The following is an 18,562-nucleotide window of genomic DNA, read 5'->3' as shown; positions in this document are numbered from 1 at the left end:
CACTCGATTGACACTTCTTTGCCCAAGTACTCATTGATGTCGCTTTTTTAGTTTAGATTCATCAGCATATTGTTTTAAAATGGTTTTTTTAAACCTGAGCGTTTATTACAATTTTACGACTGAAGATAAACCGACTTAAACACGTTTTAGTTTATTTTTGAATTTCTACTAAAAGGAAGAGTCATGGCAGAACTAGCAGCCCAACCCGTCGCTAAATATCGTGCAGATTATCAAGCACCTCAATATACCATCGAGCAGGTGGATTTAGAATTTGACCTCGAGCCTAATCATACTAAGGTGACAGCGGTATCCAAGGTGCTTCGGGTCGATGCCTCCGCCGAAGATTTAGTCTTAGATGGGGAAAAGCTGCAACTGCTGTCCATCAAGGTCAATCAGCAAGCACACACCGATTACCACGTTACTGACAGTCAATTAGTGCTGAGTAACTTGCCGACAAGTTTCGATTTAGAAATTGTGACTCAAATTAATCCGGTCGAAAACAAGGCCTTTGAAGGTTTGTATCAGTCAGGGAATGCTTTTTGTACTCAGTGTGAAGCCGAAGGATTTCGACGGATCACCTACTTCCTCGATCGGCCAGATGTTTTAGCGACCTATCACACCAAAATTATTGCTGACAAAGCAGCTTATCCGTATCTACTCGCTAATGGTAATAAGATAGAGCAGGGCGACCTCGACAATGGTAAACATTGGGTGCGCTGGCAAGACCCATTTCCCAAACCATGTTACTTGTTTGCATTAGTTGCGGGTGATTTTGATTTACTTGAAGACAGTTTTGTTACCCAATCGGGGCGGCGGATTGCGCTCGAGTTATTTGTCGATAAGGGTAATTTGGATCGAAGTGAACACGCGATGCAATCCCTGAAAGAGGCGATGAAGTGGGACGAGCAACGTTTTAACTTAGAATATGATCTCGACATTTATATGATTGTAGCTGTCGATTTCTTCAATATGGGCGCGATGGAAAATAAGGGCCTTAATGTCTTTAATTCAAAATATGTTCTAGCGAACAAACAGAGCGCCACCGATAGTGATTTCTTAGGCATAGAAGCGGTCATTGGTCACGAGTATTTTCATAACTGGACTGGTAACCGAATTACCTGTAGAGATTGGTTTCAACTCTCTTTAAAAGAAGGCTTGACGGTATTCCGAGATCAAGAATTCAGCTCTGATTTGGGCTCAAGGGCCGTCAATCGGATCAAAAATGTACGTATTTTACGTAGTCATCAGTTTGCCGAAGATGCGGGACCAATGGCCCACCCAATTCGCCCTGATAAGGTGATTGAAATGAATAATTTCTACACTTTAACAGTTTACGAAAAGGGCGCAGAAGTGATCCGCATGTTACACACCTTATTAGGTGAAGCGGCCTTTCAAGCTGGGATGAAAACTTATGTTGAGCGTCACGACGGACAAGCAGTCACCTGCGATGACTTTGTGAATGCGATGCAAGATGCCAGCGGCAAAGATCTTAGCCAATTTAAGTTATGGTACAGCCAATCGGGTACCCCTATTTTAAATGCCATTGGCAATTACGATAAACAAGCGCAGCAGTTTAATCTTAGTATTTCGCAACATACTGCGGCCACCGCAGATCAAACGCAAAAGCAGGCCTTACATATTCCGGTGTCTATCGAGTTATTAGCCAGTGATGGTCAAAGTTTAGCGCTTACTGCTCAAGGGCAAACGCTATCTTCAGTGCTTGAGTTAACATCGGCTGAGCAAAGCTGGGTATTTGATGGCATCACTAGCCAACCAACCGTGGTATTGCTGCAAGATTTATCTGCACCTGTAAAACTAGAAATGGATTATTCACTAACTGAATTGTTACTGATCATTAACCATGCGAGTAATACTTTTGCTCGTTGGGATGGCATGCAAAAGTTAGTCGCACGTTGGATGCAGCAAGCGGTTGGGCTGTTACAGCAAGGCCAAACGCTGAATGTTGCCGATGAAATTGTTGAAACCTTCCGACAATTACTCAATGATCGTCAGCTCGATAATGGTTTATTGGCTGAATTATTAACGATTAGTAGTGAAAACGAAATCGCCGATAGCTTTGCCGCGGTGGATGTCGATGCGATTGCTGAGTCGAGAGACTTCTTTATTTCTGTACTGGCCAATCGTTTAAGTGAAGAATTTGTATCCCTTGAGCGTTTATGTGCCGGATCTGAGCAGCAAACTCTGGCGCATTCTGATATCGCGTGGCGCTCTTTACGTGCCGCTTGCTTACAGTATGTGGCATATATTAAGCCAGAAGTGGTCTTGGCAGCCTATTTTGAGAGTTCATTAATGACCGATAAGCTGGCGGCAATGGCAGCGGCTAACAATGCCCAAATTGAGCAGCGGCAGCAGATGTTTGATGATTATGAGCAACACTGGCAACATGATGGTTTAGTCATGGATAAATGGTTTGCCTTACAGGCTAATTTTGCACAAGGAGATAGTCTCGCTCGGGTTAAAGCCCTCACCGAGCATCCGAGCTTTAGCATGGAAAATCCCAACCGTGTTCGCGCCTTAATTGGAAGTTTTGTAAATAATAACCTTCGAAAGTTTCACGCAAAAGATGGTTCTGGCTATTGTTATTTAACCGATGTTTTGTGTATCTTAAATCAACAAAACCCACAAGTGGCATCGCGTTTGATTACGCCTTTGATCCAAACGGTAAAACTTGATCAACCACGTAAAGACTTGATTATTGAGCAATTACAACGTTTAGCAGATTTGCCAGACTTGAGTAAAGATCTTTATGAAAAAGTCACCAATGGTTTACAACAACTCAGAGCTTAATCAGTATCGTTTGCAGTATGAAACAGTATTATTTTAATTTACATATTTCATATCTGGAGTTTGAGCGGGTCTACCGAGGTAGTGCCCGTTCGGTGATCGCTGTTGATGATAAAGGCACGCGGGTGCAAATTCCCGCGTTGCGTTTTTTGTCCTTTTTAAATGCTTCAGGCATTAGCGGTCGTTTTGTATTATCGACCGATAACCAAAATAAATTCATATCTCTTCAAAAAATCTAGTGAACAATGTTGTATATATGTAAAAACATGGTTTAATTGCCGCTGTAGTTGTTCGAGTTATTTTTCGATTAATTTTTAAACCCGACTACACTCAAATAAACAATAAGCTGTTGTTTTACACAATAATAATATTACTCTACTTAGAAAAGGAATGCGTTATGACAAGAGCGCAGCAACACGCCTCCGTATTACTTAAGAAAGTCTATCAAATTGTTAACCAGAAACTGGATGCAAGGGCGGCGCCCTTAGCTGAGCAGTTTTTAACTCGGCTGTTTTCTGGGCTAGGCAGTGACGACCTGGCCAATCGCAGTGACAGCGACTTATATGGGGTCGGAGTTGGCTTATGGAATACGCTAAATCTTACAAAAACTTGTGACCGACATATTAAAGTCTATAACCCTGAGTTAAGCCGTCACGGTTGGCAATCTACCCACACGATTATCGAAATTGTTGTACCAGATTCACCGTTTTTAGTTGATTCGGTTCGAATGGCCTTGGTTCGCAGTGGCATTAATACTCACTTATTATTGCATCAACCAATGCGTTTAGACCGCGATGAGAATAATCAAGTGACCGCTGTATATGACGTGCAGCATAGTGAGTTTGGCAATCAAACCATATTCATGATTGAAGTTGACCGCCAAAGCGACGAAACAGCCTTGCGTAAGTTGAGTAACGAACTGAGTAAGGTCTTGGACGAAGTCGCAGTGGTGGTTAATGATTGGCAGGTGATGCTGCAAAAGTTAATTGATGTCACCGCAGACTTGGCCAAAACTAAAGGGCCAATAGACAACTATTTACTAGCTCAGAGCTGTGCTTTTTTAGAGTGGATGTCTGATCACAACTTTACGCTGATGGGTTATCGTCACTACGCACTCAAAGAAGTGAAAGGGGACTTTCAGTTGATTCCCGATGACGAAGGCAGTTTAGGTCTCTACCGAGAATACGTGACGAGTCAGGTAGTCTCTTTATCGAGCTATACCGAGGCCGGTCGTGAACTGGCGACGAATCAGACGCCGTTGGTGTTGAACAAGAGTAATCATAAGTCGCGAGTGCATCGTCCCGCTTATATCGATCACGTTGGGATTAAAGTTTTTAATAAAGCGGGTCAGGTGATTGGAGAGCATCGTTTTGTCGGTTTATATGCTTCTTCTATCTATAATCGCAGTCCTCTAGAAATCCCCTTGATTAATCAAAAGCTTGCTCGAATTATGGTTAACTCGGCTCTACCCGAAGGGTCTCATGCATATAAGTCATTGCTGAATATTATGGAAACTTATCCCAGAGATGAGTTGATCCAGGCGAGTGAAGAGGAATTGTTGGATATTGGTTTAGGTGTCGAGCAAATTCAAGAGCGCGACTTAGTGAAGTTGTTTGTGCGAAAAGATTTATACGGGCGTTTCTACTCTTGCTTGGTTTATACCAGCAAAGACCGTTATAACACGGCTTTAAGGATAGATAGCCAAGAGATATTCAAGCAACACTTTAAATCCACGGAAGAAGTCGAATTTACAACCTATTACACCGAAGGCTCAATGGCGCGCACTCACTATCTAGTGAGAGTAGAAAATAGCAATCAGGAGTTTGATTTGAGCCAGTTACAAACCAACCTAATTGAAGCCGCTAGAACCTGGGAAGACCGTTTATCAGATTCTTTGGTATCTAATTTCGGTGAAGAGCGTGCGATTCAATTAAGCAGTAAATATCAAAGTGCTTTTCCTCGTTCATATAAAGAAGACGTGCTACCGGGTTCGGCTGTTGCCGATATCATGCAATTTGAAGAACTCAGTGATGAGAATCAATTGGGGATGTTGTTCTATCGGCCCCAAGAAGAGAATATTAATAACAATCATGTCCGCTTAAAATTATTTCATTTGAATGAACCGTTACATCTTTCTGATGTATTACCGATGTTAGAAAATATGGGCTTGCGGGTGATTGGTGAAACACCATATCGCTTAACCAGCAGCGATAATAAAGTATATTGGTTGTTGGACTTTTCGATGTTGTTTGTGGGCGAACAAGCTTTGGACATCGAAAAAAATCGTGATAATTTCCAACAAGCCTTTGCTGAAATTTGGTCTGGACAGCTTGAAAACGACGGTTTCAATCGCTTGGTTTTGGCTGCGCAAGTGTCCGGTAGAAATGTTGCCTTACTCAGAGCCTACGCGAAGTATATGCGTCAGATCGGCAGTAATTTTAACCAAAGCTATATTGAAGAAACCTTCGCAAGTTACCCGCAAATATCTACCTTATTAATGGATTTATTCCATCGTCGTTTTAATCCCAGTCTAAAGCGTTCTGAAAAGACCGAAGAAAAGATAGAAGCGAAGTTGATTAGTTTGTTGGATGGTGTCGAAAACCTAGATGATGACCGAATTATTCGTCGTTACTTAGAGATGATTAAAGCAACTTTACGGACCAATTTTTACCAGCTTACTGCAGACAAACAAGTTAAAGACTATATCTCCTTTAAAATTGACCCTCGGCAAATTTCGGATATGCCGCAGCCTGTGCCAATGTTCGAAGTTTTTGTTTATTCGCCGAGAGTCGAAGGGGTTCACCTACGGGGAGGTAAAGTTGCTCGAGGTGGATTGCGCTGGTCTGATCGACGTGAAGACTTTAGAACTGAGGTACTGGGTCTAGTCAAAGCTCAACAGGTGAAAAACACGGTGATCGTACCAGTCGGTGCTAAAGGTGGTTTTGTTTGTAAGCGTTTGCCTGCGCCGAGCGATCGAGATGCTTGGTTAACCGAAGGCAAACAGTGTTATCGCACCTTTATTCGCGGTTTATTGGATATTACCGATAATAATATTAAGGGAGAGATTATTGCGCCTCCCCAAGTGGTTCGACGTGACCCTGATGATCCTTATTTGGTGGTGGCCGCCGATAAAGGTACCGCAACTTTCTCTGACATTGCCAACCAAATTAGTCAGGAGTATCAATTCTGGATGGGGGATGCCTTCGCATCCGGTGGCAGTAACGGTTACGATCATAAAGGTATGGGGATTACTGCTCGAGGGGCTTGGGAGTCGGTAAAACGTCATTTCCGAGAAATTGGCGTGAATTGTCAAACCTCCGACTTTAGCTGTGTCGCAGTTGGGGATATGGCAGGTGATGTATTTGGGAATGGGATGTTGCTTTCGGAACATACCTGTTTAGTTGCTGCCTTCAACCATATGCATATCTTTATTGACCCCAATCCTGATGCAGCGCGTTCTTACCAAGAACGTAAACGGCTATTTGAATTACCGCGTTCCTCATGGCAAGACTACGACAACAGTTTAATCTCTGAAGGTGGAGGCATTTTCTTACGTAGTGCTAAGTCGATTAAGCTAAGCCCTGAAATTCAGCGTCTACTTGATACCAAACTAAGCAGTGTTACGCCAAATGCTTTGATTCAGTTGATCCTATGTGCATCTGTTGATTTATTTTGGAACGGTGGTATTGGGACTTATATCAAAGCCAGTTCCGAATCCAATACCGACGTTGGTGATCGCGCTAATGATTCGTTGCGGATCAATGGTAAGCAACTTCGCGCGAAAATTGTTGGTGAAGGGGGCAATCTTGGGATTACTCAGCTTGGCCGTATTGAAATTGCCGAGAATGGCGGTCGAATTAATACCGATTTCACCGATAATGTGGGTGGTGTAGATTGCTCCGATAATGAAGTGAATATTAAAATTTTGCTCAATGGCTTGGTGACAAATGGTGATCTTACAGAAAAACAACGTAACAAATTGTTAGTTGAAATGACCGAAGATGTGTCACTCATTGTATTAGAAAATGCCTATCGTCAGAGTCAATCGATCAGTGCGACGGAACAACTTGGTGAGAGTACCGTTAAAGAAGTTAGCCGCTTTATGCATATTTTAGAGCGGGAAGGGCGTTTAAACCGAAGTTTAGAGTTTTTGCCTAGCGATGAAGAGTTATTAGAGCGAGAGGCAAATGGTCAAGGGCTCACCAGACCCGAATTAGCGGTGTTGGTTGCATATGGCAAAATGGCCTTGAAAGAATGGTTTAATGTTTCCGAAGTAACCGAGGATCCCTATCTTAGTCAAACTTTGATTAAGTCTTTCCCTGCTTTATTGCAGCAACGTTATGTTGAACAGATGCATCAGCATCCACTTCGCCAAGAGATTGTGGCGACTCGTTTGGCGAACCAGGTGGTTGATGATGTTGGCTTTAACTTTGTCACTCGCCTGATTGAAGAAACGGGGTCGAGCGCCGCAGAAATTTGTACTTGTTATATGACTGCTTGTGAAGTCTTTGGCGCATGGGAGCTTTATGAGCAAATTGAAGCCTTGGATAATCGAGTGAATGCGCAACTTCAATTGAGCATGATTAACAGCTTGCGCAGGACTATACGTCGAGCCACGCGACGTTTCTTAACACTAAGAGATCGCTCCTTGACCATCGCAGAGCAAATAGAACGTTATCGCCCGAGTTATTTGCAACTAAATCAGCAGTTACTGGACGTACTTGCCAGCGATGAGGTGGACTTGGTAAATCAGCAAGCAGATAAGCTGCAGCAGCAACATGTGCCAGCAGAGTTAGCCAGTACCATGGCCAAGATGGATTCGATGTTTTCGATCTTAGACCTCACCGAGATTGCTGAACAAGGCGAGCAAGATATTGTTGCGGTGGCAAGACTGTACTTTAATCTTGGTGCAAATATCGGCTTACATTGGTTCCTAGAGCAAATTAATATCCAAGCGGTAGATAACCATTGGCAGGCCTTAGCGCGTTCTTCTTTTAGAGAAGATCTCGACTGGCAACAACGGCAGCTTACCATGAGTGCTCTAAAATGGGCGACTCAGATGGAAAGTGAAAATGCTTTGGATGATTGGTTAGCCGCTCACGAGAGCCTTTTGCTTCGCTGGAATCAGATGTTGGCCGACTTCAAAACCGGAAATATCCATGAATTTGCGAAATTTTCAGTATTATTAAGGGAATTGAATCTATTAAATTTAAATTGCTCGGTAAACTAGTATAAAATACTGCCCCCGAAGCCCTGCATCTTCGGGGGTCTTATACTAGGAGTCTAAATGTATTACCCACTCGCTCGTAAACTAATTTTTCAACTAAATCCTGAATCCGCTCATGATCTGACTATCGAGATGTTTAAGCGTACTGGCGGAACCTTACTTGACAGACTGTACCGCCAACAAGTTCCAGCCAACCCAGTAGAACTAATGGGACTTACGTTTCCTAATCCGGTCGGCTTAGCGGCTGGTTTAGATAAGAATGGCGAGTGTATTCAAGCTTTTGCTGCAATGGGCTTTGGTTTTATAGAAGTTGGAACGGTAACCCCTCGCGCTCAGTCAGGTAACGAAAAGCCTCGTATTTTTAGGGTATTAGAAGCCGAAGGTTTAATTAATCGAATGGGCTTTAATAATAAAGGGATCGATTATTTAATCAATCAGGTTGAGCAAAGCCAGTTCAAAGGGATCCTTGGGATCAATATTGGTAAAAACTTTGATACGCCTGTTGAAAATGGTAAAGACGATTATTTAATCGGTATGAATAAAGCCTTTGCCCATGCCTCTTATATCGCAGTTAATATTTCTAGTCCAAATACTCCCGGTTTAAGATCTTTACAATATGGTGAAGCGCTAGAAGATCTATTAAAGGATCTTACTGAGCGAAAAGATCAACTTAGCCAGCAATATAATAAACATGTACCACTGTTGATTAAAATAGCACCTGATTTATCAGAAGCGGAAATTGAACAAATTAGTGACAGTCTGATCCGTTATAAATTAGATGGGGTGATTGCAACCAATACCACCCTAGAGCGCTCAATGGTTGAGGGGATGAACCATGCTAGTGAGGCTGGAGGTTTAAGCGGGCGTCCTTTGCAATTAAAATCGACAGAAGTTATTCGTAAATTAGATCATTATTTAAAATCGGAGATCCCGATCATTGGTGTTGGCGGAATAGACTCAGGGATGGCTGCAAAAGAAAAAATGGAAGCGGGAGCCAAACTAGTTCAAATATATAGTGGATTTATTTATAAAGGTCCCGAATTAATTAAGCAGATTTCCAAAGTTATATAAAAAATTTTTAAATTTATTTGTTATTATTGAGTTCACGTAGTACATTTGTTTATTAAGTGAACTCACATGGATAGATCTGTCTTTTTAAAATGTTAATACAACCTAATAAACAATGGCACTGGATATTTGATACCAATAAAGGAGTAATGACTCTGGACTTGGGGCCTAATATGCTGTTTGTGTCTAAGTTGTGTAAAAAGCGTTGTGTTCTACATGCTCAAGAAGACAGTCCTTTCACGACCGAACAGACTCAGCTTTATTATCAATTTTTAGAGCAATTAGAAGAGGTTAATTGGTCTGAAGCGATTAAAGTTCAAATTTGTTTAAATGCTTTAGCCGCCGCGCAATTTCTTAAACCGTTGATGCCGCAAAGTTGGTTTTTCAAGAGTATCGGCACCGTTCAGCAAAGCGATTTGCAATTGGGTCAACTGGTGGTACTACAAAGTGATTCCGCGCATAGTCGCTGTGTGATTGTTGAGCGCAGTGAGCAAAGCTATACGGTGATGACCATTGAAGCAGGCTTGCAATTGGACCCGCGTAAAAGTTTAGGTCAATTTGAAGCCATTAAAGTGATGCACGATCGGGTCATGCCTCTCTCTCGTTTACTTCAACCATCTCGCGGTTTCGCCCAAACAGCTTAGGCCTGTAAAGCTTTCGCCTCAATTGCTTCATTTCGGGCATAAGCTTGGTTTCACATTCAAATATAGTTACCACAAACTGATTGATGGACAATTGAGCGTTCTGATTCAAATCAAGCTTGTCGGTTATCAGCGTCAGTTCGGTCTAATCAATTGACTGTTTTACGGACGAATAAGCCGTGTCTAGAAGCATTAATTATTTAAAGTTACTGTGGCTAATCTTCAACTAATTCAAGTAATTGCTGCTGCATCCGCCGACTAATCAAGGCTTGCGCCTGCTGATTGGGATGGATCCCATCGTTTTGCATCAATTCGCTTTGGGTCGCGATATCTTCAATAAAAAAAGGTAAGTAATTGATCTGTTGTTGTTCTGCCAGCGTTTTATATAAGCTTTCAAAGGCAGTGGTGTAACGTTTGCCATAGTTTGGCGGGATGCGGATTTGCATCACCGCCACTTGTATACCTTGCTGTTTGGCGAGTTGCACCATTGCTGTAAGATTATCGGTGATACTGTTAATCGCCTGGCCTTGTAGGCCATCATTACCACCAAGCTCAATAAGTAGCCAATCGACAGGATGTTCTGCCAATAAATCTGGTAATCTTCGTAAAGCACCGGCGCTGGTTTCACCGCTGATACTTGCATTAATTAAGTATAACGGCTTATTGTTGTCTCGATAGTGTTGTTCAGTGAGTGATACCCAGCCTTGCTCAAGAGTCATACCGTAGGCGGCACTTAAACTATCACCGAGGATTAACATCGATTTGGTATTTGCTCTAGCTTTGGTATTTATTGTCAAACAGAGTAAAACCAGCAATAAGCTGAATACGTAATACCCAGTTTTCCGAGTAACAATCATTATCGAGTACCTATTTATGTCAGTAGAATCACAGTCGTCTCCCTCTAAGATAATCATAAATGCAACTGGACTCAATCATCAGGTTGCCACTCCAAATGGGAGTTTGAGCTTATTAAAAGATATCAATGTGCAAATTAACCAAGGAGAATCACTTGCCATTGTGGGCGCATCTGGTTCAGGAAAAACTACCTTACTCAGTATTTTAGCTGGCTTGGATAGCGCCAGCCAGGGAGAGGTTGAATTATGCAGCGAAAAATTGTCGGCCTTAGATGAAGAGCAACGGGCACGTTTAAGACGCGATAAAGTGGGTTTTATTTTTCAACAGTTTTTATTAGTTCCAGCCTTAACTGCTCTGGAAAACGTTATGTTACCGGCAGAATTAAAAGGGATCACCAAGGCTAAGGAGTTGGCGGAACAGTGGCTAAATAAGGTGGGCTTAACCGAGCGCCATCATCATTATCCTAATCAACTGTCTGGTGGCGAGCAACAAAGGGTCGCAATTGCGAGAGCCTTTATTTGCCAGCCCGAGGTCTTGTTTGCGGATGAACCTTCCGCCAATTTAGATAGTGACAACGGAAAAAACATTGAAGACTTGTTATTTGCATTAAACCAACAATCGGGCGCGACCTTAGTTTTGGTGACCCATGAACGAGGTTTGGCGGAGCGTTGCTCAAGGCAAATAACCTTACAAGCTGGGCAAATGATTGACGGATAAGGAATCTTCGATGAATAAGCTGATTTGGCGTTTATTTCGTGCTGAACTGCGGCGTGGGGAACTGACGATTATTGCCGCTGCTATTGTGCTTGCGGTGAGCTCAGTATGGTTGTTCAGTAGTATTACTGATCGTTTAGAACAGGCCATTTTTTCTAAGAGCGGAGACTTTATTGCCGCCGACCGCTTGGTTCGTAGTGGACATCCCGTTGATCTTGATTTGGCGCAGCGAGCAAGCCGCTTACAATTAGATTACGCGGAGCAATTGCTCTTTCCATCGATGTTATATGCCAATGATAAGTTAGTTTTGGCGAGTGTGAAGGCGGTGTCGAATCACTATCCACTGAAGGGGGCGTTGCGAGTGAGTAAACAGCCGACTGGTAGTGGTGGTGCCTCGATAAAAGGCGTTCCGATAGGACAAGTGTATTTAGCCGAACGTTTGTTTTATCAGCTTGGCGTAAATATTGGCGATCAAATTGAGATAGGCGAGGCGACATTAAAGATCGCCGGGCGTATCGTGAATGAACCTGATGCGCCATTTAGCGTATTTATGACTGCGCCTCGGGTCATGATTAATATCGCCGATGTGCTTCAAACCGAGGTGGTTCAGCCTGGCAGTCGCTTATCTTACCGCTACATGTTCGCAGGAAGTAAATCTCGTTTAGCCGACTTAGAGCTGCAATTAAAGCCCTTGCTCGCGGATAATCAACGTTTCATTAACGTCAGTAGTGGTAGCTCTCCGCTAGCCAATGCCTTAACCAAGGCGCAGCAATTTTTATTGCTTGCGGGCTTAATTGGGGTTTTGTTGGCTTGCGTGGCGATTGCGGTCGCCAGCAGGCTGTACTGTCAACGTCATTACGATACGGTGGCGATGTTTAAAGTTGTTGGGGCAAGTAAAGTACAGATCAGACGCATTTACATTGGACATTTATCTAGCGTCGTTTTGTTATCAACATTGCTGGGATTGGGACTTGCCTCCATTTTGCAATGGCCTGTGGTCAATTATGTGGAAGCTAGTATTAACATTACCTTGCCAAGCGCAGGTTTGAAACCTTATCTGATGGCGGTGGGTAGTGGTTTGATTTGTGGCTTTGCCTTTACTTTGCCAACTCTCTTACAGTTATTTAATGTGGCACCAATGCGGGTGATCCGTCGTGACAGCGACGATGGTGTGGTGAAGCCGTTATGGGTCGGCCTATGGATGCTGCTGAGCGTGTTTGGCTTATTATGGTTGTATAGCGCATCTTTATCGCTCAGCCTTATTCTATTGGGCGTAGGTTTATTGGCGGTGTTGGTGCTGTTGTTAACCAGCCAGCTATTGCTGTGGCTACTTAAAAAACGTTCAAGCAATTTAGGTCACGTGAGCCTTAAAATTGCGGTCTCATCGCTTTATAAAAGAGCGAAACAGAATCGGGTTCAGTTGATTGGCTTTACCGTTGCCATCAAACTTGCTTTAGTGGTGTGGGTGATTCAACAGGATCTCATTAGCGAATGGCAGCAACAACTGCCGGCCGGGGCTCCTAACCATTTTGTTTACAATATTAGCCAACAGCAAAAACAGCCATTAATCGATCGTTTCGCGGCCGAGAATATTAATTTGGGCCCCTTGTTTCCGATGTTGCGTGGGCGCTTAGTGGCGATCAATGATGAGCTAGTGAGTCAGCAAGCCAATGGCGAATATTCAGATAAGGAATCGTCGCGTCGTCGTGGGGCTGGTCGGGAACTTAATTTAAGTAGCACTGCAGACTTACCCTATCGAAATCAAGTAATTGATGGCCAGTGGTTAAGCCCTCAAAGCCAGCAGCAAGCTTCGGTGGAGCAAGATTTTGCCGAGCGTTTAGCGATTAAACTCGGTGATACGCTGCGTTTTATGGTGGGGGCCAGTACCTTTGAAGTAAAGGTAAGCAGTATTCGCAGTGTTGATTGGAATACCATGCAACCAAATTTCTTTGTGCTATTGAGTCAAGATGTGATGGCCTCTTTTCCAAGTGGATATTTGAGCTCTTTTAATTTACCAGCCAATAAAAGTGCTTGGATGGCTGAAACTATGGCGAGTTTTCCTACCTTGGTATTAATTGATGTGAAGGCTCTGATTCAGCAGTTGAGCCAAGTGGTTGACCAAGTATCACTGGCGCTTCGATTGGTGTTGGTGGTGGTACTGTTAGCCAGTAGTTTAGTGCTATTTGCTCAAGTGCAGGGCTCGTTACAAGAACGCCGACTGCAAACGGTGATTCTACGCACTCTAGGTGCCAGCGGTAAAGTATTGAGAAATGCCGTGATTTACGAATTTGTTATCCTCGGTCTATTATCTGGCTTCATCGCCGCGTGCGCAGCTCAAGGGGTATTATTGTTACTACAAACTCAAGTGTTTGAGATCCGACCGATGTTGAACTGGAGCCTGTGGTTGATTGGCCCAGTGTTGGGAATGGTGGTGATTGCCAGTATGGGGGCGAGTTCAACCTTACGTTTACTGAAGCGAAACTCGGCTCAGTTGGTGAGAAGTTTGCGTTAAGCTTTTCTCGCTTTAGTGGTCTTTGTATTCACTTAAGTGGTGAGTCGCAGCCCAATCTAAGCTAATGTTGCTTCCGCTTTGTTAAAATCAATGGAAAGTGATTTCATTATGGTCTGCAATGGCTATATACTTATGAAAAAATGTAATAAGAGCTTAACTCGCGGGTATATTTGTGGTTAAGACAGTTTGGCGCTAGAGAATCTAACAAAATGAAATTGCAGCAATTACGCTATATCGCAGAAGTCGTTAATAATAACCTTAACGTATCTGCAACTGCCGAAAGTTTATATACCTCGCAACCGGGGATCAGTAAGCAGATCCGCTTGTTAGAAGACGAGTTAGGGGTACAAATCTTTAAACGTAGTGGCAAACATCTTAGCCAAGTCACCCCTGCTGGCCAAGAAATTATACGGATCAGCAATGAAATTATGGCGAAGGTGGAGAGCATTAAAGCTGTGGCTAGTCAGCATACTCATCCTGACCAAGGCTCATTAAACATTTCCACCACCCATACTCAAGCACGTTATGCCCTACCAGAAGTGATTCAAGGTTTTATTCATCGTTATCCCAATGTTTCGTTAAATATGCATCAAGGCACGCCCAATCAAATTAACGAAGCGGTTGCCAAGGGTAGTGCAGACTTTGCGATTGCGACCGAGGCCTTGCATATCTTTTCCGATTTGGTGATGTTGCCGTGTTATCACTGGAACCGGAGTATTCTCGTACCACCCGATCATGAGCTGGCGAAGAAACATCTGAATGGTGAAGTTGTGACCATTAATGATTTAGCTAAACATTCAATAGTCACCTATATTTTTGGTTTTACTGGACGCTCAGACCTTGACGACGCCTTTGGCCGTGCGGGTAAGGTACCCAAAATTGTCTTTACTGCCACCGACGCCGACGTGATTAAAACTTATGTGCGAATGGGCATTGGTGTCGGGGTATTGGCAACGATGGCGATTGATAAGCAACAAGATCAGGACTTAGTCGCGATTGATGCGAGTCACTTATTTAGAGCGAGTACCACTAAAATTTGTTTCCGAAAAGGAACCTTCCTACGGACCTATATGTATGATTTCATCGAACGCTTTGCTCCTCATTTGACTCGCGATTTAGTCGATAGGGCAGTACAAGCAAAATCATTCGATGAAGTTGAAGCTTTGTTCAACGAGATCCAATTACCAACCATTTAAGTGTTCAAAAAAGCAGTCGAAGTGACTGCTTTTATTGTTTCTGATTTGAACTCGCCAGTTAGCTGGCTGCTTTAACACTCGATAATGTTGACCGCTAAACCACCGCGCGATGTTTCTTTGTACTTACTCTTCATATCACGACCAGTTTCCCACATCGTTTTTATCGCTTTGTCTAGCGATACCTTGTGTTCTCCACTCCCGCGAAGCGCTAAACGTGCGGCATTAATCGCCTTCAATGCGCCCATCGCATTGCGTTCGATACAAGGAACTTGTACCAAACCACCGATGGGGTCACAGGTGAGTCCTAGATTATGTTCGATGCCGATCTCGGCTGCATTTTCAATTTGTTCGGGTTTGCCGCCAAATAGAGCCGTTAAGCCAGCTGCCGCCATTGAGCAGGCGACGCCCACCTCGCCCTGACATCCAACTTCGGCACCAGAAATTGAAGCGTTGGTTTTATATAAAGAGCCAATTGCGGTGGCGGTCAAAAAAAACTGATTTAGGGCATCTTGGTCTAAGGCTTGTACAAAATTGTGATAGTAATGTAATACGGCAGGAATGATCCCCGCGGCCCCATTGGTCGGGGCGGTAACCACGCGTCCACCTGCGGCATTTTCTTCGCTAACGGCAAGCGCATATAAATTGACCCAGTCCATAACATTGAGGGGGTCAGAGCTTAGGTTTTGTTGCGAATTGAGCTGACGCTTTAAGCAGGGTGCTCGTCGAGCTAGCTTGAGGCCGCCGGGTAAGATCCCCTCTTCTCCCATACCGCGAGCCACACAGGCTTGCATTGTTTGCCAAATTTGTTGGGTGTACGCGCTAATGCTACGCGTAGAACAATGTACTTGCTCATTGCAAGAAACCACCGCAGCGATGCTTTTACCGCTTTCTTTACAGCGTAATAGTAAGGAATCGGCACTGTCGTAAGGGTAGGGGTAGTTAGCCTCATGGGCTGCAACGGCTTCGCCATCTTCAATAATGTAACCTCCACCAATCGAGTAGTAGGTTGCCGAAATGGTTTTACCATTGTCGAGTGTGGCGGTAAAACGTAAGGCATTACTGTGCACAGGCAAGCTTTTACGTCGGTGAAAAACAATCGCGCCAACTTTTGGAAAGTTAATTATTTTAGAGTTTAATAAATTTAACTCTTGGCTTTGTTCTACCTCTTGTAACATTTGCTCAACGGCATCAATATCAATAGACTCGGGAGTTTCGCCTAATAGGCCAAGAATGACAGCCTTACCTGTGCCGTGGCCTTTCCCGGTGGCGCCTAACGAGCCAAATAGCTCGACTTGTAAGTGATTGATCCGCTGGAATTGCGGTTGTAAATTTTCAGCAAATAGTTTCGCCGCCTTCATGGGGCCTACGGTATGAGAGCTGGATGGACCAATACCAATGGAAAAAAGGTCAAATAAACTTACCATTTATGTTGTTACCTAAAAAATCGAATCGAATAAGTTATTAATTCTGTTGTGCTAAGTATATCTAGTTATCCGCAACAATGAGAGGCCAAATTATACAATATTTGCGCGGTTGCTCCCCAAATGACGTGCTTTTCGACTTCGATGAAATAAACCTGTTTCACGCGGCCTTTGCGATAAAAACGATAGCCCTGATAATTGCTTAAAGACAAAAAAGGCTGCAAGGGTAAAACAATCACTTGAGCCACTTCGTTGTCGTTGATCTTAAACGCAAGGTCTTGCTTGGCGGTCGCGATAAAGGGACTCACCGAGAAATTGCTGACAGTATTTAACTGCGGAAGTTGCCCTAGAATGGTAAATAACTTGGGGTTAATTCCTATTTCTTCTTCGGTTTCTCGCAATGCGGTGTGTTGTAAGTTGTGATCGGTGCTGTCGTATTTTCCGCCGGGAAAGCTGATCTCCGAGGGGTGATGCCGTAACTGAGCGCTGCGCTGAGTCAGTACCAGTTGCTCCGTTTGTCCTGGCTGGGCGATGATTGGCACCAAGACTGCCGCAGCTTGCTTTGTTGACTTGGCTGAGTTGGCGACAGCAGGATGCAATAGATAGCGTTGTAGGTAGTGGTGGGTATGCATAAATACAATTGGATCCTTGAGTCTCAGCCTTACTGTAAGGCTGGCAAAATACGACTGAGCTTATCGAAACATTCTTGGTATTCGGCATCGACCTCAGAGTCAACCACAATCCCGCCGCCAGCCCAACAATAGATCTGCTGTTGTTCACATACCAAAGTTCGGATCGTGATATTGGTATCCATATCGCCATTGGCGCTGATATAACCGATAGCTCCACAATAGGCGTTACGGCGGTTTGCTTCAAGTTCTTCAATAATCTGCATCGCCCGGATTTTAGGCGCGCCAGTGATTGATCCCCCAGGAAAACAGGCCGCTAGAAGTTGTTCGCTTGAGTACTGTTTGGCAAGTTCTGCGCGAATGGTACTCACCAGATGGTGCACCGCAGGGAACGATTCTATATTAAATAACTTGGGCACTGTCACACTACCAGACTTGGCGACTCGGCCAATGTCATTTCGCAATAGGTCGACAATCATCAAGTTCTCGGCTTGATCTTTTTCCGCGATGGCCAGTTCTTCGGCTAAAGTTCTATCTTTAGCCGGATCGCTACTGCGCGGGCGAGTGCCTTTAATTGGTTTGGTTTCGATCATTCCTTGTTTCAGGCGAATAAAACGTTCGGGCGATACACTCAGAATACAGCTGTCTTCGAGGCGTAAAAACGCCGAAAATGGTGCTTTGTTGGCTGCAATCAGTTTTTGATAAGCAGTGAGTTCACTACCTTGATAGCTGGCTTGAAAGCGTTGGGTTAAATTAATTTGGTAGCAGTCGCCACTGAGTAGGTATTGTTGCACCTGAGCAAAACGTTGCTGATACTGTGCCTGACTAAGGTTGCTCTGCCATTGGCTGGTTAAACTAAATGTTTGCTCAGGTGCCGCTTGCTGTTGTAATAACCATTGCTCGCGTTCTACCAGCTGCGCATAGGCGCTTAATTGATCATCATGATCAGCGTAGTGCACGAGAGTACTACGTTGTTGTTGGTGGTCATAGATCAAGGCCCAGTCATAAAATCCGACTGCCATATCCGGGCTACGCAGATCAGCTTGAAGACGTTGTGGTAGCGGCTCCAATTGGCGACCCAAATCGTATGACCAAAGTCCCAGAGCACCACCGCAAAATGGGAGCTCAAGTTGCTGATCCGTCGCCTTAGAAAATAATTGCAGCCGCAGTTTTTCTAATAAATCGAAGGGGGCTTGTTTGCTTTGGTAGTGTTGCTCGCCAAGTCTAACCGTGGATATTTCCGCTCGAGTACAAACCGTGGCGATGGGATCAGCCACTAAAATGTCGTAACGGCTATTCTCATGCTCACTGGATGCGGATTGCAAGAAGCAACACCACTGTTGGTTGGCGATCCGCTCGAATAGCGTTGCCGATTCTAAACAAAAAGATTTACTAACAATCATAGGGTTGGTTTTTACTGGCCATTAGCTAAAGGTATTATAAATACGTAGATAAATTGTAAAAATTTCGGACTAGGTTATAGCAGGCTTTATA

Annotated in this window: 12 protein-coding genes; 8 read left to right on the top strand and 4 right to left on the bottom strand. The window is 43.9% G+C overall.

The window, feature by feature from the left end; genetic code table 11:
• Positions 1-183 precede the first annotated feature (183 nt).
• The 5 genes from pepN to ACRRSW_RS12150 all read left to right on the top strand — a co-directional run bounded on the left by pepN (position 184) and on the right by ACRRSW_RS12150 (position 9,744).
• The gene (gene pepN, locus ACRRSW_RS12170; RefSeq protein WP_432459475.1) at positions 184-2,808 is read left to right on the top strand and encodes an aminopeptidase N; all 2,625 of its coding nucleotides are present in this window, start codon (positions 184-186) and stop codon (positions 2,806-2,808) included.
• A gap of 17 nt (positions 2,809-2,825) precedes the next feature.
• Entirely contained in the window at positions 2,826-3,044 is a 219-nt protein-coding gene (locus ACRRSW_RS12165; protein WP_432452973.1) for a DUF2835 family protein, read from the top strand.
• Positions 3,045-3,202: 158 nt separating this feature from the next.
• On the top strand, positions 3,203-8,035 hold the full coding sequence (locus tag ACRRSW_RS12160) for an NAD-glutamate dehydrogenase (protein ID WP_432459474.1): 4,833 nt from the start codon (positions 3,203-3,205) through the stop codon (positions 8,033-8,035).
• A gap of 57 nt (positions 8,036-8,092) precedes the next feature.
• Complete coding sequence (gene pyrD, locus ACRRSW_RS12155; protein ID WP_432459473.1) at positions 8,093-9,103, top strand: quinone-dependent dihydroorotate dehydrogenase; 1,011 nt, start codon at positions 8,093-8,095, stop codon at positions 9,101-9,103.
• 89 nt (positions 9,104-9,192) lie between these two features.
• The gene (locus tag ACRRSW_RS12150; protein WP_432459472.1) at positions 9,193-9,744 is read left to right on the top strand and encodes a cell division protein ZapC domain-containing protein; all 552 of its coding nucleotides are present in this window, start codon (positions 9,193-9,195) and stop codon (positions 9,742-9,744) included.
• 212 nt (positions 9,745-9,956) lie between these two features.
• Here ACRRSW_RS12150 and ACRRSW_RS12145 read toward each other — a convergent pair whose 3' ends face one another.
• Entirely contained in the window at positions 9,957-10,598 is a 642-nt protein-coding gene (locus tag ACRRSW_RS12145; RefSeq protein WP_432459471.1) for an arylesterase, read from the bottom strand.
• Positions 10,599-10,614: 16 nt separating this feature from the next.
• Between ACRRSW_RS12145 and ACRRSW_RS12140 the strand changes: the two genes are divergently transcribed.
• The 3 genes from ACRRSW_RS12140 (at position 10,615) to cysB (ending at position 15,018) form a co-directional block, all read left to right on the top strand.
• Complete coding sequence (locus ACRRSW_RS12140) at positions 10,615-11,313, top strand: ABC transporter ATP-binding protein (protein ID WP_432459470.1); 699 nt, start codon at positions 10,615-10,617, stop codon at positions 11,311-11,313.
• Positions 11,314-11,323: 10 nt separating this feature from the next.
• Positions 11,324-13,822 carry an ABC transporter permease gene (locus tag ACRRSW_RS12135; RefSeq protein WP_432459469.1) on the top strand — a complete coding sequence of 833 codons (2,499 nt, stop codon included), beginning with the start codon at positions 11,324-11,326 and terminating at the stop codon, positions 13,820-13,822.
• 209 nt (positions 13,823-14,031) lie between these two features.
• Entirely contained in the window at positions 14,032-15,018 is a 987-nt protein-coding gene (gene cysB / locus ACRRSW_RS12130; protein WP_432452980.1) for an HTH-type transcriptional regulator CysB, read from the top strand.
• A 71-nt stretch (positions 15,019-15,089) separates the two neighbouring features.
• Here the strand turns inward: cysB and ACRRSW_RS12125 are convergent, their stop codons facing one another.
• From ACRRSW_RS12125 to pabB, 3 genes are all read right to left on the bottom strand, one after another.
• On the bottom strand, positions 15,090-16,442 hold the full coding sequence (locus tag ACRRSW_RS12125; protein WP_432459468.1) for an L-serine ammonia-lyase: 1,353 nt from the start codon (positions 16,440-16,442) through the stop codon (positions 15,090-15,092).
• Between the two features lie 65 nt (positions 16,443-16,507).
• Entirely contained in the window at positions 16,508-17,071 is a 564-nt protein-coding gene (locus ACRRSW_RS12120) for a CoA pyrophosphatase (RefSeq protein WP_432452982.1), read from the bottom strand.
• Positions 17,072-17,100: 29 nt separating this feature from the next.
• Entirely contained in the window at positions 17,101-18,471 is a 1,371-nt protein-coding gene (pabB, locus tag ACRRSW_RS12115; RefSeq protein ID WP_432459467.1) for an aminodeoxychorismate synthase component I, read from the bottom strand.
• Positions 18,472-18,562: the final 91 nt, after the last annotated feature.

This window comes from Agarivorans sp. QJM3NY_25 (assembly GCF_050870875.2).
Lineage (GTDB): Bacteria > Pseudomonadota > Gammaproteobacteria > Enterobacterales > Celerinatantimonadaceae > Agarivorans.
This window is presented reverse-complemented; position numbering and strand designations above follow the sequence as displayed.